Annotated in this window: 19 protein-coding genes; 8 read left to right on the top strand and 11 right to left on the bottom strand. The window is 65.1% G+C overall.

Annotated elements, in window-relative coordinates:
* Nucleotides 1–17: 17 nt before the first annotated feature.
* The 4 genes from AB3G31_RS08450 to AB3G31_RS08435 form a co-directional block, all read right to left on the bottom strand.
* Nucleotides 18–818: an ATP-binding cassette domain-containing protein gene (locus AB3G31_RS08450; protein WP_367849748.1), complete on the bottom strand. Its 801-nt coding sequence runs from the start codon at nucleotides 816–818 to the stop codon at nucleotides 18–20.
* Nucleotides 815–1,894 (bottom strand): ABC transporter permease, encoded by a 1,080-nt coding sequence (locus AB3G31_RS08445; RefSeq protein WP_367849747.1) that lies wholly within the window; start codon nucleotides 1,892–1,894, stop codon nucleotides 815–817. The genes AB3G31_RS08450 and AB3G31_RS08445 overlap by 4 nt, the downstream gene beginning before the upstream one ends.
* Nucleotides 1,895–1,964: 70 nt before the next feature.
* Nucleotides 1,965–2,945 carry a sugar ABC transporter substrate-binding protein gene (locus AB3G31_RS08440; RefSeq protein WP_367849746.1) on the bottom strand — a complete coding sequence of 327 codons (981 nt, stop codon included), beginning with the start codon at nucleotides 2,943–2,945 and terminating at the stop codon, nucleotides 1,965–1,967.
* Between the two features lie 267 nt (nucleotides 2,946–3,212).
* Nucleotides 3,213–4,229, bottom strand: coding sequence for a LacI family DNA-binding transcriptional regulator (locus AB3G31_RS08435; RefSeq protein WP_367849745.1), 1,017 nt, complete (start codon nucleotides 4,227–4,229; stop codon nucleotides 3,213–3,215).
* Between the two features lie 253 nt (nucleotides 4,230–4,482).
* Here AB3G31_RS08435 and AB3G31_RS08430 point away from each other — a divergent pair, with 253 nt between their 5' ends.
* From AB3G31_RS08430 to AB3G31_RS08410, 5 genes are read left to right on the top strand one after another with little or no spacing between them, the layout of a single operon-like run.
* A complete protein-coding gene (locus tag AB3G31_RS08430; protein ID WP_367849744.1) occupies nucleotides 4,483–5,499 on the top strand; it encodes a sterol desaturase family protein in 1,017 nt (338 codons plus the stop codon).
* A gap of 21 nt (nucleotides 5,500–5,520) precedes the next feature.
* Nucleotides 5,521–5,832, top strand: coding sequence for a MocE family 2Fe-2S type ferredoxin (locus AB3G31_RS08425; RefSeq protein WP_367849743.1), 312 nt, complete (start codon nucleotides 5,521–5,523; stop codon nucleotides 5,830–5,832).
* 5 nt (nucleotides 5,833–5,837) lie between these two features.
* On the top strand, nucleotides 5,838–6,626 hold the full coding sequence (locus tag AB3G31_RS08420; RefSeq protein WP_367849742.1) for a TIM barrel protein: 789 nt from the start codon (nucleotides 5,838–5,840) through the stop codon (nucleotides 6,624–6,626).
* A 49-nt stretch (nucleotides 6,627–6,675) separates the two neighbouring features.
* Nucleotides 6,676–7,686, top strand: a complete 1,011-nt coding sequence (gene iolG, locus AB3G31_RS08415) for an inositol 2-dehydrogenase (RefSeq protein WP_367849741.1) — start codon at nucleotides 6,676–6,678, stop codon at nucleotides 7,684–7,686.
* Between the two features lie 5 nt (nucleotides 7,687–7,691).
* Nucleotides 7,692–8,333, top strand: a complete 642-nt coding sequence (locus AB3G31_RS08410) for a MurR/RpiR family transcriptional regulator (protein WP_367849740.1) — start codon at nucleotides 7,692–7,694, stop codon at nucleotides 8,331–8,333.
* 62 nt (nucleotides 8,334–8,395) lie between these two features.
* Here AB3G31_RS08410 and acpA read toward each other — a convergent pair whose 3' ends face one another.
* The 7 genes from acpA to AB3G31_RS08375 all read right to left on the bottom strand — a co-directional run bounded on the left by acpA (nucleotide 8,396) and on the right by AB3G31_RS08375 (nucleotide 17,300).
* Nucleotides 8,396–10,132 carry an acid phosphatase gene (gene acpA, locus AB3G31_RS08405; protein ID WP_367849739.1) on the bottom strand — a complete coding sequence of 579 codons (1,737 nt, stop codon included), beginning with the start codon at nucleotides 10,130–10,132 and terminating at the stop codon, nucleotides 8,396–8,398.
* A 174-nt stretch (nucleotides 10,133–10,306) separates the two neighbouring features.
* Complete coding sequence (locus AB3G31_RS08400; RefSeq protein ID WP_367850312.1) at nucleotides 10,307–11,293, bottom strand: adenosine deaminase; 987 nt, start codon at nucleotides 11,291–11,293, stop codon at nucleotides 10,307–10,309.
* 74 nt (nucleotides 11,294–11,367) lie between these two features.
* Entirely contained in the window at nucleotides 11,368–12,345 is a 978-nt protein-coding gene (locus AB3G31_RS08395) for a Rieske 2Fe-2S domain-containing protein (protein ID WP_367849738.1), read from the bottom strand.
* A 105-nt stretch (nucleotides 12,346–12,450) separates the two neighbouring features.
* Nucleotides 12,451–13,614 (bottom strand): BMP family ABC transporter substrate-binding protein, encoded by a 1,164-nt coding sequence (locus AB3G31_RS08390; protein WP_367849737.1) that lies wholly within the window; start codon nucleotides 13,612–13,614, stop codon nucleotides 12,451–12,453.
* A gap of 58 nt (nucleotides 13,615–13,672) precedes the next feature.
* A complete protein-coding gene (locus tag AB3G31_RS08385) occupies nucleotides 13,673–14,593 on the bottom strand; it encodes an ABC transporter permease (protein ID WP_367849736.1) in 921 nt (306 codons plus the stop codon).
* Entirely contained in the window at nucleotides 14,594–15,769 is a 1,176-nt protein-coding gene (locus AB3G31_RS08380; RefSeq protein WP_367849735.1) for an ABC transporter permease, read from the bottom strand. It lies immediately after the preceding gene.
* Nucleotides 15,756–17,300: an ABC transporter ATP-binding protein gene (locus AB3G31_RS08375; RefSeq protein ID WP_367849734.1), complete on the bottom strand. Its 1,545-nt coding sequence runs from the start codon at nucleotides 17,298–17,300 to the stop codon at nucleotides 15,756–15,758. The genes AB3G31_RS08380 and AB3G31_RS08375 overlap by 14 nt, the downstream gene beginning before the upstream one ends.
* 343 nt (nucleotides 17,301–17,643) lie before the next feature.
* Between AB3G31_RS08375 and xdhA the strand changes: the two genes are divergently transcribed.
* From xdhA to AB3G31_RS08360, 3 genes are all read left to right on the top strand, one after another.
* Nucleotides 17,644–19,104 carry a xanthine dehydrogenase small subunit gene (gene xdhA / locus AB3G31_RS08370; protein WP_367849732.1) on the top strand — a complete coding sequence of 487 codons (1,461 nt, stop codon included), beginning with the start codon at nucleotides 17,644–17,646 and terminating at the stop codon, nucleotides 19,102–19,104.
* Nucleotides 19,101–21,425: a xanthine dehydrogenase molybdopterin binding subunit gene (gene xdhB, locus AB3G31_RS08365; RefSeq protein ID WP_367849731.1), complete on the top strand. Its 2,325-nt coding sequence runs from the start codon at nucleotides 19,101–19,103 to the stop codon at nucleotides 21,423–21,425. The genes xdhA and xdhB overlap by 4 nt, the downstream gene beginning before the upstream one ends.
* Nucleotides 21,426–21,748: 323 nt before the next feature.
* A complete protein-coding gene (locus tag AB3G31_RS08360) occupies nucleotides 21,749–22,399 on the top strand; it encodes an AraC family transcriptional regulator (RefSeq protein ID WP_367849730.1) in 651 nt (216 codons plus the stop codon).
* The last annotated feature ends 42 nt before the right edge of the window (nucleotides 22,400–22,441 follow it).

Raw genomic sequence — 22,441 nt, 5'->3', positions numbered from 1 at the left:
CCACCGCATTTTCCAGCCTACATCTGGCTTTCGATCTCGGCTTCCAGGTCCGCCATGGCTTCGCCACCGGCCATGAGGTCGGTGACTTCCTCGCGGGTCTTTTCGCCTTTGCGGAAGTCGGCGGCCTTGGCCCCCCGGATCAGCACCGCGAAGTGGTCGCCCACGGTCAGGGCATGCATGACCTGGTGGGTGATGAAGATGACGGCGATACCTTTTTTGCGCGCCTGCTGCACGATGCGCAGCACGTGGGCGGCCTCTTTCACGCCCAGCGCGGCGGTGGGCTCGTCCAGAATCAAGACATGGGCACCGAAGTGCACGGCGCGGGCAATGGCCAGGGCCTGGCGCTCGCCGCCCGACAACCCGCCTACCAGCCGGTCGCCGTCGTCGATGCGGGTGATGCCCAGTTCGCGCATCTCGCGCACCGCCACGCCGTTGGCGTACTCGCGGTCAAACACCTCGAACGGGCCCCAGCGCTTGGTGGGCTCGGCCCCCACGAAGAACGAGCGGCCAATGCTCATCAGCGGAAAAGTGCCGCCAAACTGGTGCACCGTGGCAATGCCATGGTTGCTGGCCTCGCGCGGGTTCTCGAACAGCACCGGCTTGCCATTCATCAGCATCTGGCCCGAGGTGGGCTTGTGCACACCAGACAGCAGGCGGATCAGGGTGGACTTGCCCGCCCCGTTGTCGCCCAGCAGGCACAGCACTTCACCGGCATGCACGTCCAGTGAAATGTCGTGCAGCACATCAACCGGGCCGAAGGATTTGTGGACACCTTTGAGCTGGAGCAAAGGGGTGGATTGGGAAGTGGAGGCGGTCATTTCAAAGCCTTTGTCGTGGTGCGCGGCTTGGAGTGGGCCAGCGCCAGGGTGCGGAAGGTGTTGTTGAGCAGCACGGCGGCCAGGAGCAGCACGCCAATGATCAGGCTGGCCCAGTTGGCATCAAAGCCGGTGTAGTAAATGCCCTGATTGACGATGGCGAAGGTGACCGTGCCTAGCACGATGCCCAGCACCGAGCCGTAGCCCCCGGTGAGGAATACGCCACCGATGACCACCGCGATGATGGAATTGAAGATGAAGGACTGCCCGGCAGACACTTGCGCGCTGTTGTACAGAATGGCCTGGCACATGCCCACAAACGCCGCGCAAAAGCCGCTGGACATGTACAACGCGATGTTGAGCTTGTCGGTAGGAATGCCCGCGTTGCGCGCGCTGACCTTGTCGCCGCCCAGCGCCAGAATCCAGTTGCCGTATTTGGAGTAGCTCAGGATATAGCTGACCAGGCCGATGGCGGCCAGCCACCACAGCAAAACGACCTCGAACTTGCCGTCGATGAAATCGCCAAACAGCATCTTGTAGATAGGCGCGCTGACCAGGGCCACGCTGGTGCTGCCGGCCACGATCACCGACAGGCCCAGCGTCAAACCCGCCACCGCAAACAAGGTGGCCAGAGTGACCACGAAGGACGGCAGATCGGTACGCACCACCAGGTAGCCGTTGAGCCAGCCTACCGCCAGCCCCAGGCCCAGTGCCGCAGCCATGCCCACCGGCATGGGCAGGCCGAAGTGGCCGGAGACGATGGCAATGGTCATGGAGCTGGCCGGGATCACGCTGCCGATCGACAGGTCCAGCTGGCCTGCAATCATCAGCAGGCCCACCGGCAAGGCGATGATGCCCAGCTCGGCGGCGATGTTCAGCCAGCTGGCGGCACCCCCGGCGGACAAAAAGGTGGCTCCACCGAAGATGGAGAAAAAGACAAAGACCGCCACCAGCCCGATGAAGGAGCCGGTTTCGGGGCGGCGCAGCAGTGCGCCAAAAGACCAGGGCGTGCGGCCTGGGCGCGTGGGCGCATCTGGCGCGCTGGCGGCAGACGCTGACATGGAGGTGTGCGGGTTCATGGTGGGCTCGAAGTGGTCATGGGAGGGGGACGGGGCCCAGCCATCCAGGCTGCGCCCCGCCATACGTCGGTTAGCGGGCTCCGGCGGCGGCACCCGCCACGGTGGCATCCACGTTGGACGCGTCGACGATGCCGGGGCCGGTCAGGATGGGCGCGGTCGGCACTTTCAGGCCGTACTGCACATAGGCGTTGAGCATAGACACCGCCAGGTAGCCCTGCAGGTAGGGTTGTTGGTCGATGCAGAAGAGCTGGGTGCCCGCTTTGATGCGCTGCAGGTTGGTGGGGTCGATGTCAAAGGTGCCCAGCTTCACCCGCTTGGTGAAGCCGCCCTGGCTGATGCCGTTGGCGGCGCTGTTGGCATCGTTGGCGCCGATGGTGATCACGCCATCGACACTGGGGTCTTTTTGCAGCGCGGCCTTGATGGCCTGGGCCACCGCCGTGGGGTTGCCGAAGGCCGAAGATGGCAGGGGCAACTGCACGCTCTTGCCGCCACCCTTGGCCATGCCATCGGCCACGCCTTTGCAGCGCGCCTCCTGGTTGGTGGAGCCGGGCTGGGTGTTGATGCACAGCACGAACTTGGCACCGTTGCGGGCAAAGTATTCGCCGCCACCCGTGCCCGCCACGTACTCTTCACTGCCCACGTAGTTCTGGGCACCCAGGCGCTTGGCGGCCTCCATGCCGCCGGAGTTGTAGATGATCAGCGGCACACCGGCCGCCACCACTTCCTTGAAGGCCGCATCCATGGCTTCGGGCACCCAGTCGGGGCCGACGATGGCATCGGGCTTCTGGCTCAGGGCCGAGCGGATCAGCTTGGCCGCATCGGGGCCGAGGTTGTCGTAGGTCTGTGGGCCCATCCAGGTGACCGTGCCGCCCGCGGCCTTGACCACCAGGGCCGCGTCGTCGGCACCCTTTTTGACCCGCGACCAGAACGGATCGTCGGCCTTGCCGCCGATCACGAAAATTTTGGGCCCTGCCGCCATGGCCGTGGTGGCCAGGGTGGCCATGATGGCGGCGGCGGCCACCCGTTTCAGGGTACGTTGTACAGCGTGCATGTTGATCTCCTCGTGTGTCTTGTGTGGATGGCGAAAACGGGTGTGAAGCCCACCGGCTGCCGTAATGCAACCGGGTGCAAGCCACTGTAGCCAACATCCCGCAAAACCCATCTAGGTGTTTGCCCGTGGAAATAAACTTTCAATACACCACTGTAAAAAATGGATATTTTCAAAAATAACGGGGCGAAAGGCCTGTTTTAGCCTGCCATGGTCGCAATAGCCTCAGCCCAGGCAGTCCTGCGGGCTTGCACCCGGACGCAAAAAACCCTAGTCTTGCCGCCGGTGCGAGTCGCGCAGCACCAAGGAACCCGGGGCCATGAGCGCCCGGGACGCAGCGCTGGCGGGCTCGACGATCAGCCGAATGGCCTCGCCCACCAGGTAGTCCACCGGCTGGCGGAAGGTGGTGAGCTGGTAGCTGGGAGACGCGGCCATCTCGATGTCGTCAAAGCCGACGATGGCGATCTTGCGCTGGGCGTTGGCGGCCACCAGCGCGTCCATGGCACCGATGGCCAGAATGTCGTTTTCACAGAACAGCGCTTCCAGGCGCACATCACGGGGCGTAGATGCCAGGTAGCGTTGCAGCGCGTGCATGCCCTCCTCGCGACGGTAGTGCATGGTTTCCAGCACCGTGGTCAAAGACATGCCACATGCGCTGAGCCGGTCCCGAAAGCCCTCCAGACGCCGCAGCTCGGTGCGCTCGGACATCGGCCCCGCCATGTAGCCAATGCGCCGGTAGCCCTGCGCCAGAAACAGATTGGCAATCTCCGCGCCCGCAGCATAGCCATCGGTGCTGACGAAGGGAATATCGGCCTGCCCACTGTTGCGCATGATGACCACCAGCGGGATGTGCTTGATGCGCTGCGCCAATTCAATCAAATCCCGCGTCAGCGTGGTGCCCAAGAACATGATGCCGTCCACCTGGAACTGGTCTGCTAGGCGCAGCGCCATCGCAGGCCGGTACTCGGGGCTGGTGTTCAGCAGCAGGGTGCTCAGACCCCGCGCCTGGAGCTGGCGGGTGGCCTCGTTCAAGGACACCAGCTGATTGGGGTTACCCAACTCGTCCACCACCAGCGCGATCAGGCCGGTGCTGCGGGTCGACAGGCTGCGGGCCAGCAGATTGGGCGAATAACCCATCTCGGTGGCCAGCACCCGGACGCGGTCACGCACCTCGGGGGCGATGGAGGCCCCGTCAGTAAAGGCGCGCGACACGGTCCATTTGGAGACACCGGCGCGCTCGGCCACATCACTGGCCGTGACTTTTTTATTCGGATGGTCGGGGTGCATGGTGTGGGGCAAACGTAGTTCAAGGCGTGTAGTGTCAGTCTATCCGCCTGCCATCGATGTGCACCCGAGTGCAAAACCGGTAAATCCTATCGAAAACCCTTATAAAAATCAGATTGCTGCTGTGCAATGATGGCGGCATTGGAAAATTAATTCGAAAAATCTAAATTTCGCACTTAATTTCTAAAAAATTTTGCCATGTTTTGCACCCGGTTGCATTTCATGAAACCCCAGTCTTTGACCCTCAGGAACTTCCATGGACGACTCGCAACTCGGTAAACGCAATAAGCGCGGCGACTGGGCCCCGTACCAGGCGCTGGAACCCGCCGCCCTATGGGTGCGGCCCTTCAACCTGGGCAAGGTCCTGCGCTGGCTGGTCTCGTATGTCTGGCCCTGGAACGCCTTGCACATGGCCAGCGCCCTGCTGTACTGGTACGCCGTGGTGCCGGATGTGGAGACGATGAAGACCTTGGGCTGGGGCTGGGCGCTGTGGCTGTACGCCGTGAACGCTGCCGCCGTGTTTGTGCTGTACGGTGCTTTTGAAGTCCAGCTCTATGTGCGCCGCCGCCAGGGCACAGCCTTCAAGTTCAACGGCAAGTTTCCGGCCGACCAGCCCTCCGACGTGTTCTGGTTCAAGAGCCAGAACATCGACAACTTCTTGCGCAGCTTTTGCGTTGCTATCCCCCTGTGGACCGTGGTGGAAGTGCTGTTTCTGTGGTGCTTTGCCAATGGCTACGTGCCCTGGCTAGCGTGGGCAGACAACCCTTATTGGCTGGCGGCGCTGGTGCTACTGGCCCCGGTGATCCACGAGACGCACTTCTTCTTCATCCACTGGGCCATGCACACCCGCCTGGGCTACAAGTGGGTGCACGCCATCCACCACAACTCGGTGAACCCCACGCCCTGGTCCTCGCTGTCCATGCACCCGGTGGAGGCCTTCCTGTACCACGCGGTGGCGCTGTGGCACCTGGTGATTCCGTCCAACCCCATCATCGCGCTGTTCCAGTTGCACATTGCGGGCTTTGGCGCGCTCAATGGCCACATCGGTTTTGACAAGGTGGAGGTGGCCGACGGCGTGGCCTTTGACAGCTCGGCCTATGCGCACTACCTGCACCACAAGTATTTCGAGGTGAACTACGGCGGCGACCAGCTGGTGCCGCTGGACATGCTGTTCGGCACCTGGCACGACGGCTCCCCGGCAGGCGAAGCCCGCATGCAGGCCCGCTTCGACAAAAAGCGCGCCCGGATGAACGCAGAAACACCTTCCACTTAAACCGACCAAGGAACACACACCATGCCCGAATGGATCAACGCCTGCGCTGCGGACGCCGTGGAGCCCGAAGAGGCCATCCGCTTCGACCACGCCAGCAAAACCTTCGCCATCTTCCGCAGCCCGGACGATAGCTACTACTGCACCGCCGGGCTCTGCACCCACGAGAACGTGCACCTGGCCGACGGCCTGGTCATGGACCATGAGGTCGAGTGCCCCAAGCACAGCGGCGCGTTCGACTACCGCACCGGCGAAGCCCGGCGCGCCCCGGTCTGCGTGAACCTGAAAACTTTCCCCACCAAGGTCGAAAACGGCCGCATCCACATCGAAATCTGAAACCTATGACAAACGCATTCACCCTCGCCGCCTGCGCCGAAATGCTGTGGCGCGACAAACCCATGCAGTGGCGCGTGCAGCGCCTCACCGAGATGGGCTTCCAGGTCGGCCTGTGGAACTGGCCCGAGCACGACCTGGCCCAACTGGAAAAATCCGGCGCCAGCTTCTCCATCATGAACGGCTACCTGCGCGGCCGCCTGACCGACGACGAGGGCGCGGCCGAGCTGCTGCGCACCGCACGCGAGACGGCCCAAGTGGGCAAGCGCCTGGGCGTGGCGCGGCTGAACCTGCATGGCACCGGCCTGGGCGATGGCGGCCTGCCCGTCACGCCGGTGCAGGTGGTTACCGGTGCGATGTGGCTCAAGGCCCGCGACACCCTGGCCCGCATCGCCGACCTGGCCGATGCCGAGGGCGTGACCTTCACCCTGGAGAACCTGAACCTGCCGGTAGACCACCCCGGCGTGCCCTTTGGCCGGGCCGAAGACACCCTGGCCCTGGTGTCCGCCGTGAACCACCCGCGCCTGCGCCTGAATCTGGACCTGTACCACGCCCAGATTGGCGAAGGCAACCTGGTCGAGTTGTGCCAACGCTGCCTGCCATGGATTGGCGAAGTGCAGGTGGCCGACGTGCCCGGCCGCATGGAGCCCGGCACCGGCGAAATCAACTACCCCGGCATTGCCCGCGCGCTGCATGCCATGGGCTACCGCGGCCCGGTGGGCATGGAAGCCTTTGCCTCGGGCGACCCCGAAGCGGCTTTGGAAGCCTTCCGCGCCGCCTTCACCCTCCCCGCCTGAAACCGTTTTCTTTCACCCCACCCCTCCCTTACTTTTTCAAGGAATCCCCATGTTCAAAATTGGTCTTCTCGGCGCAGGCCGCATCGGCAATGTGCACGCCCAAAGCATCACCAGCCACCCCTTGTGCCAGTTGGTGGCCATCTCCGATGTGCACATGCCGTCGGCCGAAAAACTGGCCGCCACCTGCGGGGCAGTGGCCCGCAGCACGCAAGACATCCTGAACGACCCCAGCATCGACGCGGTGCTGATCGCCACCTCCACCGACACCCATTCCCACCTGATCGAAGCCGCCACCGCCGCGGGCAAGGCCGTGCTGTGCGAAAAGCCGGTGGACCTGGACCTGACCCGTGCCCTGGCCTGCCAGGAAGCCGTGAAAGACTGCGGGCGGCCCGTGATGATTGGCTTCAACCGCCGTTTCGACCCCCAGTTTGCGGCCTTGAAGCGCGCACTGGATGCCGGTGAAATCGGCAAGGGCGAGCTGCTGTCCATCACTTCGTTCGACCCCGCGCCACCGCCGGTGTCGTACATCAAGGTGTCCGGCGGGCTGTTTCGCGACATGGCCATCCACGACTTCGACATGGCCTGCTGGCTGTTTGGCGGCCTGCCGGAAACCGTATCGGCCATTGCCTCCAGCATCGTGGACCCGGACATCGGCGAAGCGGGCGATGTGGATACCGCCGTCATCACCCTGCGTTGGGCCGATGGCCGCATCGCCGCCATCAAGAACAGCCGCCGCGCCGTGTACGGCTACGACCAGCGCGTGGAACTGCTGGGCTCCGAAGGCCTATTGACCGCCAACAATGTGCTGGAGCACACCGTCACCAAGGTCACCACCGGCGGCGCGGTCAGCGCCAAGCCCGAGTTCTTCTTTCTGGAGCGCTACATGCGCGCCTACAAGGCCGAATGGACGGCCTTCATCGCCGCCCTGGAGTCAGGCAGCGCCCTGCCCGTCACGTTGAAAGACGGCATCAATGCCCTGGCCGTGGCCGAAGCCGCCACGCTGTCGGCCAAGCTGGGCAAGCCGGTAGCATTGCAAAACGGCCAACCTGTCACGGCCTGAACCCCATGCAGGCCACCGCCCTGGAGGCGCGCATCACCCGCAACCTGCCCAGCCTGAGCCCCAAGCTGCAGCAGGTGGCCCACTACTGCCTGCAGCATGCGCGGCAGCTGCACCTGTGCCGCATCCAGGACGTGGCGCTGCGCTGCGAGACCCAACCCGTCACCGTGGTGCGCCTGGCCAAGCGCTACGGGTTCCGTGGCTTTCTGGATTTCAAGATGGCGTTTTTGACAGAGGCCGGTGTGCCACCGCAGGTCGACGGCGACACCGTCAACGCGTTCGGCCTGGCCGCCCACCTGTTGGCCCAGGCCCGCACCGTGTGGTTGCAGGCCAGTGCGGCCACCACCCAGGTCGCACAGTGCTATGCCGACATGCTGCGCGTGGCCGGGCTGCAGGTGCAGTGGCGGCCGCCTCTGCCGTGGCAGCCGGAACCGGGCGATGTGCTGCTGTGGGTGGCGCTGGCCACCGAGAGCGCGGCCGCGCCCCAGGGCATCCCGGTGGTGCGCATCAGCGATGCGCCCGATGCCAGCCCCCTGCACCATGCCCACCTCTGTACGCCCCCCTTGGGCCAGGGCCTGCAGGGCATTCCGGCGGGCCTGGCCCTGGCGCAAGCCGTCCAGAGCGCCCGGCACTCGCTACGGATTCAATAGCTGCTTACGCTTACGGAATAAGCGCAAGCAGCCTTTTTTATCCAAAAATCTTGCCTAGGCTCCTAGGCGGGAAACTGCAAGGCGTTGGTCAGGTCGCCCATGGGCTGCTGGCCGCGGGCGCGCATGGCGGCGTCGCGCTGCTGCAGGCCGTCGAGCTTGTCCAGGCCGAACACCCGGGTGACCAGGCGCAGGATGGAGCCGGTGTCGTAGATGGTGTGGTCCACCGTGCCTTTGCGGGCAAACGGCGACACCACCAGCGCGGGCACCCGGGTGCCGGGGCCCCAGCGGTCGCCCTGGGGCGGGGCCACGTGGTCCCACCAGCCGCCGTTTTCGTCCACGGTGACGACCAGCACCATGTTGTCCCATTGCGGGCTGGCGCGCAGCACTTTGATGGCGTGGGCGATATGCCGGTCGCCCGCGGCGATGTCGGCATAGCCTGCGTGCATGTTCAGGTTGCCCTGGGGTTTGTAGAAGGTCACCGCAGGCAGGCGACCGGCTTGGGCATCGGCCAGAAAGTGGTTGGTACGGCTTTCGTCGCCCAGGCCGCCATCGCGCAGGTGCTTTTTGCGGGCCACCGGGTGCTCGGGGCCGAGGTTTTGGAAGTAGTTGAACGGCTGGTGGTGGTACTGGAAGTTGGGGATCTTGGGAATGCCCTGCGAGTCCTTGTAGGCGTCCAGCGTGGCCTGCCAGGCGCCGCCGTACCAGGCCCAGTCCACGCCCTTTTTGTCCAGCATGTCGCCAATGTGGGCGTGCACCTGCGGCACCAGGGTGCTGGGCTGGCTGGCGTCGGCGTAGTCGGGCCGGGCCGGGTCGCGCGACCAGCTGGGCCAGTACGGCGGGGCCATGGTGTTGACGGCGTAGCCGTCCGGCGTGAGCAGGTAAGGGCCGTACTGGGGCGGGCCGGCCATGGCGCTGGCCGGGCTGGTTTCCAGCGGCTGCAGGCGGAAGTCGGTGGGGTCGTCGCTGGCCAGCCGGGCCACCTGCAGGCGGGCGGGTGACGTGGCCAGATGCGGGTAGAACGGCACGGTGCCGCACACCAGGTACTGGTGGTTCAGGAACGAGCCGCCAAACACGCCCTGGAAGAAGTTGTCGCACAGCACAAACTCGCGCGCCAGGTCCCACAGCCGCAGGTTGTAGGCGGTGTCGCCGTAGTAGCCCATGGTCAGCCCGCCCGCGTCGCCCCAGGCCACAAAGCCGTCGTTCTTGCCACCGTTGATCTGCATCTGGTTGCGAAAGAAGGCGTGCACCAGATCGCGGGTGACCAGGCCCAGCGGCAGCGCTTCGCCCTGCGGCCCTTTGAGCACATGCGGGGCGTTGGGCAGGTTGGTTTGGTACTGGATGCCCGAGGCATAGGTTACGCCCTCCACGGCCTGCGGGCCTGTCTGGTTCACCCCGCCCCAGGTGGGCGGCAGTGTGGCCAGCAGCGAGCCGTCGCGGTCGCGCTGCTGGTAGTCGGCGGGCTTGAGCGACGACAGCGGCTTTTCCAGGCCGGGAAAGTTGGCAAACAGGTTGTTGAAGCTGCGGTTCTCGGCGTAGAGCACCACCACGGTCTTCACGTTTTTCTGCAGCGCCCGGTCCAGCGCCGCCGCGTCCAGCGGGGCCACCGGTCCATGGCCCGGGGTAGCGCAGGCCGCCAGCGAGGCCGAAGCCCCCACGCCCAGGGTCGCCATGCCGCCCAAAAAGAACCGGCGGCTGAGCTCGGGCTGCGCAGGGGTGGTGGAGGTGGTGGAGGTGGTGGGGGTGGGGTCCGAGGTGGGTTCCAGAGAAGACTTGTCTGCCGGGTCTTTGCGGTCCGTCATGGCGTTCCTTTGTGCTTGTTGGGGGTTGCGGCCCAACATCGTAGCGGCACTTCAGGGGTCCAGGCACACAGGATTGTGTAAACGAAGGTAGCCGGAATCGGTAAAAAAAAGATTCCGGAATGCTACAGTTTCAGTAGCTCCTCACGCCCATCGTATAAGCGCTAGCAGCCAATTTCATTCAAATTTCAAAAAATACGCCTGCAGCCTGCCCACCAGCGCCTGCTTCTGCTCGGCGGGGATGAAGCTGGCCTCGAAGCTGTTGGCGGCGAGCTGGTAGGCGTGGGGGGCGCCGAGGCCGGTGGCGGCGAAGGTTTGGGTGAAGTTCTCGTTCAGGTAGCCGCCAAAGTAGGCCGGGTCGTCGGAGTTGACGGTGGCGACCAGGCCGGCGTCGAGCAGCGCACCCAGGTTGTGCTGGGCCAGGTCGGGGAACACGCGCAGCTTCTGGTTGGACAGCGGACACACGGTGAGCGGGATGCGGTCGCGGGCCAGGCGCTGCAGCAACAGCGGGTCGTGGGTGGACTGCACGCCGTGGTCGATGCGCTCCACTTTGAGCACGTCCAGCGCGCTCCAGATGTAGGCCGGGGGCCCCTCTTCGCCTGCGTGGGCGACCAGGCGAAAACCCAGTGCACGGCAGCGGGCAAACACCCGGGCGAATTTCTCGGGCGGGTGGCCGAGCTCGCTGGAGTCCAGGCCGATGCCGATGAACTTGTCGCGCAGCGGCAGGGCCTGCTCCAGGGTGGCGAAAGCGTCTTCTTCGCTGAGGTGGCGCAGAAAGCACAGGATCAGCACCGCGCTCAGGCCCCACATCTTTTGCGCGTCCATGCAAGCGCGGTGCAGGCCGTGGAGCACGGTCTCCATGGCCACGCCACGCGCAGTGTGGGTTTGCGGGTCGAAGAAGATTTCGGTGTGGACGACGTTGTCGGCAGCGGCCCGGGCCAGGTAGGCGTGCGCCATGTCGTAGAAGTCTTGCTCCTGTAGAAGTACGCTGGCCCCGGCGTAGTAGATGTCCAGAAAGCTTTGCAGGTTGGTAAAGGCGTAGGCGCTGCGCAGCGCCTCAACGCTGGCGTAGGGAATGGCGATCTGGTTGCGCTGGGCCAGGGCGAAGATCAGCTCGGGCTCCAGCGAGCCTTCGATGTGGATGTGCAGCTCGGCCTTGGGCATGCCGCGCAGCAGGTCGGGCAGGCGCTCCGGCGCAATGGCGGGTACGGTGAACGGGGAGGTCAAGAATGTGGTCACTAGCAGACTCCAAAGGTAATGCCCAGATGTTTGAGGTAGCGGCGGTAGGCGGCAGAAGCCTTGTCGGCCACGGTGTGCAGCTCGGCGCGTGGCTCCAGCGGCAGGCGCTGGGGGGTTTGCGATTCCAGCACCGGCTGGTCTTGCGCGAAGATGGTGTGCTGGAAGGCCTGCAGCGCGGCGTCGGTGGACACCCAATCGCTGCAAGCCAGTCTAAACCAGACCCGGCTGCGCTCCGGCCCCATCGGGCAGATGAACAGGCCTATCGCCTCGCGGAAATCGGCCAGGGCCACGCTGGCCGGGTCGGGCAGCTTGGTCAGCACCGCGGTGTACGGCGCATCGACCGCGTAGGTGTATTCGACCTGGGCCGGGCCGGTGGCATGCAGGCTGGACTGCGGCTGCCAGGCCTTGCACTGCGTGGCCAGCAGCCCGGTGGCGGTGGATTCGACCCGGTAGTCGTCGATGCTGGAGGCGCCGCGTGTGCCCAGCCAGCCCTCGTGTACGAAGGCAAAGTGCGCCATGTCCAGAAAGTTCTCCACCAGGCGCGGCGCACTGGTGGCCACGTCATACGGCCCGCACAGCAGCTTGCGCAGGCGGCTGTCATCCTCGAACGCAAAGTCCACCACCGGAGTGTCCGATGCCTGCAACTGCACCCACACCAGCCCGTAGCGCTCACAGGCCGCAAAGCTGCGCACGGTGTGGGTAGCGGGTGGCGTAAACGCAGGCAAGGCCGGAACATGCACGCACTGCCCCGAGGCTGCAAACTGCCAGCCGTGGTAGGGGCATTCCAGCCGGTCCCCGCAGACCCGCCCCAGGGACAGCCGTGCGCCCCGGTGCGGGCACTGGTCGGCCCAGGCATGCGCCACCCCGGCGGCATCACGCCACAGCACCACCGCCTGCTCCAGCAAGACCACGGCCAACGGGGCCGCCACCAGATCCGCGCTGGCGGCGACCGGGTGCCAAAGGGTGTTTTCAATCATCGTGTGAAGGTATCAGCAAAGAGCATGCCCAAACGAAAAAGCCGCTCCAAGAGCGGCTTTTGGGTGCGCGTAAAGGTGCGATGGAGGGTGTGCCTCCAGCCCGGCTTACTTTCCGCCGGGAACCTTGCCCTCTACGCCCTTGACGTAGAAGTTGATGCCTTGCAGGAAGGCATCGTCAGCGACCACATCCTTGGCAACCACTTCCTTGCCGTTCTGGCCCATGATGGGGCCCTTCCAGATGGAGAAGCTGCCGTCGGCCAGGCCCTTTTTGATCTCGTCGATCTTGGCCTTGGTGGCGGCGGGCACGTCTTCGGCGATGGAGACCACGTCGATGGCGCCTTCCTTCACGCCGTACCAGCTTTGGCCGGTGGCCCACTTGCCGTCAAGCGCGTCCTTGGTGGCCTTGATGTAGTACGGGCCCCAGTTGATGATGCTGGAGGCCAGATGGGCTTTAGGACCGTAGGCCGACATGTCGGAATCCCAGCCAAAGGCGCGCTTGCCCTTGCTCTCGGCGGTCTTCAGCACAGCCGAGGAGTCGGTGTTCTGGAACAGGATGTCGGCACCGCCGTTGATCAGCGAGGTGGCGGCTTCGGTTTCCTTGGGGGGGCTGAACCATTCGTTGACCCAGACCACCTTGGTCTTGATCTTCGGGTTCACGCTTTGCGCGCCCAGGGTGAAGCTGTCGATGTTGCGGATCACTTCAGGGATCGGCACCGAGCCAACGATGCCCAGCACGTTGGTCTTGGTCATCGAGCCCGCAATCACACCGGCCATGTACGCGCCCTCATACGTGCGGCTATCAAAAGTGCGCACGTTTTCAGCGGTTTTGTAGCTGGTGGCGTTTTCAAACTTGATGTCTTTGGAGTCGGCGGCCACCTTGAGCATGGGCTCCATGTAGCCAAAGGTGGTGCCGAAGACCAGCTTGTTGCCCTGGCCCACCATGTCGCGGAACACGCGTTCGGCGTCGGCCGACTCGGGCACGTTTTCCACGTAGCTGGTGACGATCTTGTCGCCCAGCTCTTTTTCCAGCGCCAGGCGGCCGCGGTCGTGGGCATAGGTCCAGCCGCCGTCGCCCACCGGGCCGAGGTAGGCAAACGCGATCTTGAGAGGCTCGGGCTTGGGTGGAGGTGCCTCGGCCACCGGGGCCGACGCAGGGGCCGCAGCGGGCGCAGGCGCGGGCTCTTCCTTCTTGCCACAGCCCACCAGGGCCGCAGCCACCGCGGATGCGGCAGCGAGTTGGATCAAGGTACGTTTCTTCATTGCAGTCATGAAAGCTCTTTCGACGGGTTGAAAAAAGGAGACAGGGTGAAACTATGTAACAAAATGATTATGAGCCGGGGTAGAACGGTTTTCCCAGCGAGGCAGGCATGTTGATGCGGATCCACCCCGGGTTGCGCGAGATGATGGCCAGCACCACGATGGGCGCCAGATACGGCAGCATGCTCAAGAACTGGGTGGGGATATCCACCCCCGCGCCCTGCATGGCAAACGCCAGCATGGTCACGCCGCCAAACAGGTAGGCCCCCATCAGCACGCGGGCGGGCCGCCAGGTGGCGAAGGTGGTCAGGGCCAGAGCGATCCAGCCCCGCCCGGCCACCATGTTCTCGACCCACAGCGGCGTGTAAGCCAGCGAAATGAAAGCCCCCGCCAGACCACACAGCGCGCCACCGGTCAGCACCGCCATGAAGCGGATACGCCGCACCGGGTAGCCCAGCGCGTGGGCCGACTCGGGCGACTCGCCCACGGCGCGCAGCACCAGCCCGGCCCGCGTGCGGTACAAGAACCAGACCAAGCCGCCCACCAGCAGCATGGTGATGTAGACCAGCGGATGCTGGTGGAACAGCGCCGGGCCAACCAGCGGAATATCGCCCAGCACCGGCACCTTGAACTGCACCCGCTCGGGCAGCTTGGCCTGCACGTACTGGATCCCGGCAAAGGCCGAAAAGCCCGCGCCAAACAGGCTCAGCGCCAGGCCGGTGGCGTACTGGTTGGTGTTGAGCCAGATCACCAGCACGCCAAAAATGGCCGCCAGCGCCGCGCCCGCACCGGCCCCGGCGGCAAAGCCCAGCCAGTCGCTACCGGTGTTGACCACGGTGGCAAACCCGGCAATGGCGGCGCACAGCATCATGCCCTCGGCCCCCAGGTTCACCACACCGGCCTTCTCGTTGATCAGCAGGCCCAGGGCCGCCAGCGCCAGCACCGTGCCAGCATTCAGCATGGCCCCGAAGAGCAAGAAATGCGATTCCATTCAATAGCTCCCATCACTTTTTTTGACGACAGTGTCTGTCGGTGAAACACCGTGGGACCGGCTTTGCCGGACCACTGGTGTTGCCCCCTGCAAGGGGGTTGGCGCAGCGACACGCAGTGCGCGCAGCCTGGGGGTGAGCCGATACGCGATCAAGGTGTCACAGGCCAGCAGGCTAAACAGCAGCAGCCCCTGGAACACCCCGGTCAATGATTTCGGCAGGCCCAGGCGCGACTGCGCCAGCTCGCCGCCGATGTAGAACATGCTCATCAGCACCGCAGAAAACACCATGCCCACCGGGTGCAGCCGACCCACAAAGGCCACGATGATGGCCGCAAAGCCGTAACCCGCAGGCACGTAGGGCGTGAGCTGGCCCAGCGGCCCGGCCACTTCCAGCGCCCCGGCCAGCCCGGCGGCACCGCCCGAGGTCAGCAACGCAATCCACAAAGCCTTGCGCGAGGAAAACCCGGCATAGCGCGCCGCGGCTGGTGCCAGCCCGCCCACCTGCTGGGCAAAGCCCGCCCGGGTGCGGAACAGGAACACCCACAGACCCGCCACGCCCACCAGCGCAATCAGCAAGCCAATGCTGACCCGCGAGCCCTTGAACAGGCGGGGGATGCGGGTGATGGCCTCGAAGTTCTTGGTTTGCGGAAAGTTGTGGCCCAGCGGGTCTTTCCAGGGACCGTCCACCATGTAGCTCAGCACCAGCACGGCCACGTAGACCAGCATCAGGCTGACCAGAATTTCGCTGGCGTTGAACTTGTCGCGCAGCAACGCCGTGATGGACGCCCACAGCATTCCGCCCAGCACCCCGGCCAGCAGAATCGGCAGCACGATCCAGCCGGTGGTGTCCTTGTCGGCCAGCAACGCCACGCCGCTGGCAAAAATGGCCCCGATCAGGTACTGGCCCTCGGCCCCGATGTTCCACACGTTGGAACGAAAGCACACCGCCAACCCCAGCGCAATGATCAGCAGCGGCGTGGCCTTGACCATCAGCTCGCCCAAGGCATAGGGTGACTTGATGGGCTCCCAAAAGAACACCTGCAGGCCCTTGGCCGGGTCTTTGCCCAGCGCCAGAAACAGGGCCACGCCGATCACCACCGTGACCAGCAGCGCCAGGATGGGCGAGGCATAGCCCCAGAACTTGGACGGCTGGGGCCGGGCTTCAAGCTTGAGCATGGGCCGCCTCCCCAGGTACCGACGATGCCACTGAAGTCGTCCACAAACCGCTCATCCATTCTCCAATCTGTGCCACGGTGGCCTGGGCGCGCGCCACCGAGGGCGACAGCCGCCCCTTGGCAATGACGTGCAGCCTATCGCATATTTCAAACAACTCGTCCAGCTCTTCGCTGACCACCAGCACCGCACAGCCGGCATCGCGCAGGGCCAGAATCTCGCCGCGGATCTGCGCCGACGCGCCCACGTCCACCCCCCAGGTGGGCTGCGAGACGATCAGCAGCGTGGGCTTGGCATCGATCTCGCGGCCCACAATGAACTTTTGCAAATTGCCGCCCGACAGCGACTTGGCCGCCGCGTTCGGCCCACCGGCTTTGACCTTGAAGCGGTCGATGATGCTTTGCGCCTGGGCCTGCAGCACGCCCAGCCGGATCCAGCCGCTGGAGGTGATGGCGTCCGAGCGCGTGAGCATCAGGTTGTGCGCCAGGCCCAGCGTAGGCACGGCACCCCGGCCCAGCCGCTCTTCGGGCACAAAATGCAGGCCCATGGCGCGCCGCCGCTGCGGCCCCAACTTGCCCACCGGCTGGCCCGCCACCTGCACCATGTTGGCGTCGCAGCGGGTGTCTTCGCCCGACAGCGCGTACAGCAGCTCGCGCTGGCCGTTGCCCGACACACCGGCAATGCCCACCACCTCGCCCGCACGCACCTGCAGGGCAATGCCCTCCAGCTCCACACCAAACTGGTCTTCGCGCGGCAGGTTCAGGCCCTGCACCTGCAGCACGGTAGCCCCGGTTTTGACCACCCGGTGCTCCAGCGCGGGCGGCTCGGCGCCGATCATCAAGCGGCTCAGCGAGGCATTGGTTTCCTGCGCCGGGTTGCACACGCCGGTGACGGTGCCGCCGCGCAACACCGTGCAGGCGGTGCAGAGTTCGCGGATCTCGTGCAGCTTGTGGCTGATGTAGAGGATGCTGCAGCCTTCGGACACCAATTGCTTGAGCACCACAAACAGCTTTTCCACTGCCTGCGGAGTCAGCACCGAGGTGGGCTCGTCCAGAATCAGCAGCTTGGGGTTGGTGAGCAGCGCGCGGATGATCTCCACCCGCTGCATCTCGCCCACGGCCAGGGTGTGCACCGGGCGGCTGGGGTCGATGTCCAGGCCGTAGGCGCTGGCCTTGGCGGTGATGCGCTGCGTCACCTCGGCCAGGCTCAGGCTTTTGTCCAGGCCCAGCCACACGTTTTCGGCCACCGTCAGGGTGTCGAACAGGCTGAAATGCTGGAACACCATGCTGATGCCCAGCGCCCGCGCCTCCTGCGGGTTGCGGATGTGCACCGGCTGCCCGTTGAACAGCACGGTGCCTTCGTCGGGCTTGACCGATCCGTAGATGATCTTCATCAGCGTGGACTTGCCCGCGCCGTTTTCGCCCAGCACCGCATGCGCCTCGCCGGGCTGCACCGTCAACGACACGTTGCTGTTGGCTACCACCGCCGGATAGCGCTTGGTGATGTTTGTCAGTTGCAGTCTGGGTGGTGCCATTCGGTGAGACTCATTTTTATAAAAATAATGGTTCTATCGCTTACGGTATCGGCACAAGAAGCTATATTTTAAATAGCAAATCAACGCAAAACCCCGACAGCCATGCAGATACCGCAGCAAGCTCAGTGCCAACCGCACAAAATTGCGAACAATGGCCGTACACAGGCGGAAGAGCCCGCGTATCCTAACCGGCAACAGCGTTTTGACAGTGCTGCAATGCACCAAAATGGGTGGTGTAACTATTGCATGCAGCGCTCACCCCGAATGGCCCGGCTTGCATGGGCTCGGCTGCAGGGCACGCCGAGCCAAAAAAGCTGCTTCAAGTGAAAAGGACGACCCCACCATGACGACCCAACCCCTGCGCTTTCTGCGGCGCGGCCAGACCATCACGCTGCACAACGTGCCGCCCGACCGCACCCTGCTGCAGGTGCTGCGCGAAGACCTGGGCGCCACCGGCACCAAGGAAGGCTGCGGCGAAGGCGACTGCGGGGCCTGCACCGTGGTGATCGCCGAACCGGAACACGGCGCACTGCGCTACAAGGCCATCAACAGCTGCATCCGCCTGGCCCATTCGATAGACGGCATGGCGCTGTGGACCGTGGAAGACATCGCCCAGGCCGACGGCAGCCTGCACCCCGCGCAAGAAGCCATGGTGCAGTGCCATGGATCGCAGTGCGGCTTTTGCACGCCCGGCTTTGTGATGAGCCTGTTTGGCATGTACCAGAACAGCACCTGCCAGGGGCAATCTATCAGCCGTGCGGACGCGCAAGAAGCCTTGTCGGGCAACCTGTGCCGCTGCACCGGCTACCGCCCCATTCTGGATGCCGCCCAGGCCATGGCGCAACTGCCCGCCGTGCGCATCGACGAGGCCGATGTGCTACAAAAATTAGAGCTGCTTGCGCTCACCAATAGGGCGGTAGAGGCCGATTTGGCTTATAAGTCCCCCCGCACCCTGGCCGACCTGCTGGCCGCGCGCGCCGCCCACCCCCAGGCCCAGATCGTCGCCGGGTGCACCGACGTGGGCCTGTGGGTCACCAAGATGCACAAACACTTCGAGCGCGTGATCGACGTGACCCAGGTGGAGGAACTGCGCCAAATCGTTTCGCAACCCGACGGTTTGCAGATCGGTGCCGCCGTGACCTTGCACGACGCGTACTCCGCCCTGGTCGCTGGCCGCCCGCAACTGCACAGCTTCGCCAGCCGCTTCGCCGGGCTGCCGGTGCGCAACTCGGGCACGCTGGGCGGCAACGTGGCCAACGGCTCGCCGATTGGCGATTCGATGCCGCTGCTGATTGCGCTGGGGGCCAGCGTGGTGCTGGCCAGCGAACGCGGGGAGCGAGAGTTGCCGCTGGAGAACCTCTACACCGGCTATCGGCAAAACGTGATGGCGGCAGACGAAGTGCTGGCCTGGATCAAGGTGCCGCATGCAGGTGCCGAGTTCATGCGGGTGTACAAGATTTCCAAACGGTTTGACGACGACATTTCGGCCATCTGCCTGGCGCTGAGCCTGACGGTAGACAACGGGGTTGTCACTGCCGCCTCCATCGGCGTCGGCGGTGTTGCCGCCACCCCGGTGCGCGCCGTGCAGACCCAGGCCGCGCTGGTCGGCCAACCCTGGACCCTGGCCACCGCCAATGCCGCCGCCGCGGCCCTGCGCGCCGAATTTCAGCCCATCTCCGACATGCGGGCCAGCGCCGCCTACCGCACTGAGGTGATGGGCAACCTGCTGCAGCGCTTCTGGCTGGAAAGCCAGGGCCAGACCCAGATCAACCTTGCCACTTTCGACGTGGAGGCCTGCGCATGAACGCCCCCGACAAACTCAGCATCTCCCTGGCCAGCATGGGCACCAGCCCGCCCCACGAAAGCGCCCGCGCCCAGGTGGCGGGCGCAGCCCAGTACGTGGACGACATGCCCGAGGTGCGCGGCACACTGCAGGCCGCGCCCATCTTGTCTACCGTGGCCCACGGCCTGTTGAAAAACGTGGACACCGCCGCCGCGCTGGCGATGCCCGGCGTGCACGCGGTGGTGCTGTGCAGCGACATCCCCGGCGACACCGTGCTGGCCGCTTTCTCGCACGACGAACCCATTTTTGCCAGCGACCGGGTGCAGCACATTGGCCAGGTCATCGGCGTGGTGGTGGCCGACACCGTGATGCAGGCCCGCGCCGCCGCCCGAGCCGTCCAGCTGGACATCGAAGCCCTGCCCGCGCTGCTGGACGTGCGCTCAGCCCATGCCGCGCAAAGTTATGTGCTGCCGCCCGTCTTCGTGCGCCGGGGCGATGCGGCTGCGGCCTTGGCCCGTGCCCCGCACACCCTCAGCGGCCAGCTGGAAGTGGGCGGACAAGAGCACTTTTACCTGGAGGGCCAGGTCGCCTACGTGCTGCCACAGGAGCAGGGCCAATGGCTGGTCTACTCCAGCACCCAGCATCCCGGTGAAGTGCAGCACTGGGTGTCGCACGCGCTGGCGATTGGCAACAACGCCGTGCGGGTGGAATGCCGCCGCATGGGCGGTGGCTTTGGCGGCAAGGAAACCCAGGCCGGGCACCTGGCCGTGTGGGCTGCCGTGGCGGCGAAAAAGCTGCACCGCCCCATCAAGCTGCGTTTCGACCGCGACGACGATTTCATGGTCACCGGCAAGCGCCACCCGTTTGCCTACGACTACACCGTGGGCTATGACGACGCGGGCCTGGTCTGCGGCCTGCAGCTCACCATGCTGGCCAATTGCGGCTTCAGCGCCGACCTCAGCGGCCCGGTGGCCGACCGCGCCGTGTTCCACGCCGACAACGCCTACTTTTTGGCCGATGTAGACATCGCCTCCTACCGCGTCAAAACCCACACCCAGAGCCACACCGCCTTCCGCGGCTTTGGCGGGCCGCAGGGCGTGATCGTGATCGAAACCATCTTGGGCGAGATCGCGCGGCAGCTCAGGCTGGACCCGCTGGCCGTGCGCCGCCACAACCTGTACGACGCGGCCGACACGCCCAACCCCACCCGCAACACCACCCACTACCAGATGCAGGTGGAAGACAACATCCTGCACCCGATGCTCTCAGAAATAGAGCAGACTTCGGCCTACCAAGAGCGCAGGCAGGCGATTGCGGCGTGGAATGCGGCCAACCCGGTGATCCAGCGCGGCATCAGCATCACGCCGGTGAAGTTCGGCATCTCGTTCACCGCCACGCTGTTCAACCAGGCCGGTGCGCTGGTGCATGTCTACACCGACGGCAGCGTGCAGGTGAACCACGGCGGCACCGAGATGGGCCAGGGCCTGAACACCAAGGTGGCGCAGATCGTGGCCGACGAGCTGGGCGTGCCCTTCGCCAGCGTGCTGGCCACCGCGGCCGACACCAGCAAGGTGCCCAACGCCTCGGCCACCGCCGCCAGCAGCGGCACCGACCTCAATGGCCGCGCCGCCCAGTACGCCGCCCGCAACGTGCGCGACAACCTGGCCGCGTTTGCCGCCGGGCTGGACCATTGCGGTGCCGGGGCCGTGCAGTTCAAGGGCGGCCAGGTCATCACCCCCACCACCAGCCGCCCGTTTGCCAGCCTGGTGCAGCAGGCCTATGCCAACCGCATCCAGCTGTGGAGCGACGGCTTCTACCGCACGCCCAAGATCCATTACGACAAGGCCACGCTGACCGGCCGCCCGTTCTACTACTTCGCCTACGGCGCGGCCTGCACCGAGGTGGCCATCGACACCCTCACGGGTGAGAGCCGCGTGCTGAAAATCGACATCCTGTATGACGCAGGCACCAGCATCAACCCCGCCATCGACATCGGCCAGGTCGAAGGCGGTTTCATCCAGGGCATGGGCTGGCTGACCACCGAGCAGCTGGTGTGGAACGCCAAGGGCTACTTGAGCACCCACGCCCCCAGCACCTACAAAATCCCCGCCACCGGCGACATCCCGGCCCACTTCAAGGTCGACCTGTGGGAGCAGCCCAACCGCGAGGACAACGTAGGCGGCAGCAAAGCCGTGGGCGAGCCGCCCTTCATGCTGGCCATCAGCGTGTTCGAGGCGCTGAAAGAGGCGATTGCCTCGGCACGTGGTGACGGCGCCGTGGTGCAGCTGGCGGCTCCGGCCACGGCAGAAAATGTGCTGTGGGCGCTGCAGGCAAAGTTATAGCCAAAATGGCCAGTAAGAACGTGTTCAAGGTCTTTTTAGGGCCGCGTTGGGGTGCAATCGGGATGAGTTGGTTGTCGGAGACCGCAGCATGGGCTCCCCGCCCATGCAAGGGCTCTGGCAAACAAATCGCCCGATTTCACCCCAACCCGAAGGGCAGGTGCCTTTTCGGGCGCTCAGTGTCGTTACAAAACCAGCCAAGGCAGAAGCCTTGGCTTGGGTTTTGCGCCTAACTGCGCATCCCGAACAGGCACCTGCGCGGCCCTAAAAAGACCTTGAACACGTTCTAACGCCCATTCCATCAGCACAAGCAGCTCCTAAATGTGATGCAAACCTTGCCCAGCGCCCCTGCTCCCCACTGGGATGTGCGCCGCTACAGCGGCGAGCACCAGGCCCATGCGCACGACCATGTGCAGATCATGTTTGCCCTGCAGGGCCGCATGGAGCTGGAGATTGGTGGGCGGGCCTGTTTTGCGGACACAGCCTGCGGGGTGATCGTGCCGGCCGGGATGGTGCACGGTTTTGAGGCCGCGGCCCACACCCGCATGTGGGTGCTGGACCTGCCCGCGCAACCCGGCCTGGAACGGGTCAAGCGCTTTGCCGTGCCGCCACTGCGCCCGGACCTGGCGCTGGCCGACCTGCTGCAGGCGCCGCAGGTTTTGCAGCGCCGCGGTATCACGCTGGCCGCCCTGGATGCCGCCCTGGATGCCGAACTGCACGCACCCTGGACGACGGCCCGCATGGCCGCGCTGTTCCATCTGAGCCCGCAGCGCTTCCACGCCCGCCTGCTGGAGCTGACCGGCAGCCCGCCGCAAAGCTATCTGCGTACCCGGCGGCTGCAGCGGGCGATGGCCCTGGTGCAGGGCGGCATGCCACTGGACACCGCCGCGCTGCAGGTGGGCTACCGCAGCGCCAGCGCCCTGGCCTATGCCCTCAAGCGCGACCATGGCGTGGGCGCCCGTGCGCTGCGTCGCTGACCACCTCAAGAGTTTCTCTACATTTGCCCAGCCGCCCTGCCC

It is taken from the genome of Rhodoferax sp. WC2427, from assembly GCF_040822085.1.
Lineage (GTDB): Bacteria > Pseudomonadota > Gammaproteobacteria > Burkholderiales > Burkholderiaceae_C > Rhodoferax_B.
This window is presented reverse-complemented; position numbering and strand designations above follow the sequence as displayed.

What these genes read in the sequence shown, in the direction of transcription:
- AB3G31_RS08435 (WP_367849745.1), bottom strand. Translation starts at nt 4,229, where the DNA reads ATGCACCCCGACCATCCGAATAAAAAAGTCACGGCCAGTGATGTGGCC.
- AB3G31_RS08450 (WP_367849748.1), bottom strand. Translation starts at nt 818, where the DNA reads ATGACCGCCTCCACTTCCCAATCCACCCCTTTGCTCCAGCTCAAAGGT.
- xdhA (WP_367849732.1), top strand. Translation starts at nt 17,644, where the DNA reads ATGACGACCCAACCCCTGCGCTTTCTGCGGCGCGGCCAGACCATCACG.
- xdhB (WP_367849731.1), top strand. Translation starts at nt 19,101, where the DNA reads ATGAACGCCCCCGACAAACTCAGCATCTCCCTGGCCAGCATGGGCACC.
- AB3G31_RS08425 (WP_367849743.1), top strand. Translation starts at nt 5,521, where the DNA reads ATGCCCGAATGGATCAACGCCTGCGCTGCGGACGCCGTGGAGCCCGAA.
- AB3G31_RS08430 (WP_367849744.1), top strand. Translation starts at nt 4,483, where the DNA reads ATGGACGACTCGCAACTCGGTAAACGCAATAAGCGCGGCGACTGGGCC.
- AB3G31_RS08395 (WP_367849738.1), bottom strand. Translation starts at nt 12,345, where the DNA reads ATGATTGAAAACACCCTTTGGCACCCGGTCGCCGCCAGCGCGGATCTG.
- AB3G31_RS08400 (WP_367850312.1), bottom strand. Translation starts at nt 11,293, where the DNA reads ATGCCCAAGGCCGAGCTGCACATCCACATCGAAGGCTCGCTGGAGCCC.
- AB3G31_RS08390 (WP_367849737.1), bottom strand. Translation starts at nt 13,614, where the DNA reads ATGACTGCAATGAAGAAACGTACCTTGATCCAACTCGCTGCCGCATCC.
- acpA (WP_367849739.1), bottom strand. Translation starts at nt 10,132, where the DNA reads ATGACGGACCGCAAAGACCCGGCAGACAAGTCTTCTCTGGAACCCACC.
- AB3G31_RS08420 (WP_367849742.1), top strand. Translation starts at nt 5,838, where the DNA reads ATGACAAACGCATTCACCCTCGCCGCCTGCGCCGAAATGCTGTGGCGC.
- AB3G31_RS08440 (WP_367849746.1), bottom strand. Translation starts at nt 2,945, where the DNA reads ATGCACGCTGTACAACGTACCCTGAAACGGGTGGCCGCCGCCGCCATC.
- iolG (WP_367849741.1), top strand. Translation starts at nt 6,676, where the DNA reads ATGTTCAAAATTGGTCTTCTCGGCGCAGGCCGCATCGGCAATGTGCAC.
- AB3G31_RS08360 (WP_367849730.1), top strand. Translation starts at nt 21,749, where the DNA reads ATGCAAACCTTGCCCAGCGCCCCTGCTCCCCACTGGGATGTGCGCCGC.
- AB3G31_RS08380 (WP_367849735.1), bottom strand. Translation starts at nt 15,769, where the DNA reads ATGCTCAAGCTTGAAGCCCGGCCCCAGCCGTCCAAGTTCTGGGGCTAT.
- AB3G31_RS08445 (WP_367849747.1), bottom strand. Translation starts at nt 1,894, where the DNA reads ATGAACCCGCACACCTCCATGTCAGCGTCTGCCGCCAGCGCGCCAGAT.
- AB3G31_RS08375 (WP_367849734.1), bottom strand. Translation starts at nt 17,300, where the DNA reads ATGGCACCACCCAGACTGCAACTGACAAACATCACCAAGCGCTATCCG.
- AB3G31_RS08410 (WP_367849740.1), top strand. Translation starts at nt 7,692, where the DNA reads ATGCAGGCCACCGCCCTGGAGGCGCGCATCACCCGCAACCTGCCCAGC.
- AB3G31_RS08385 (WP_367849736.1), bottom strand. Translation starts at nt 14,593, where the DNA reads ATGGAATCGCATTTCTTGCTCTTCGGGGCCATGCTGAATGCTGGCACG.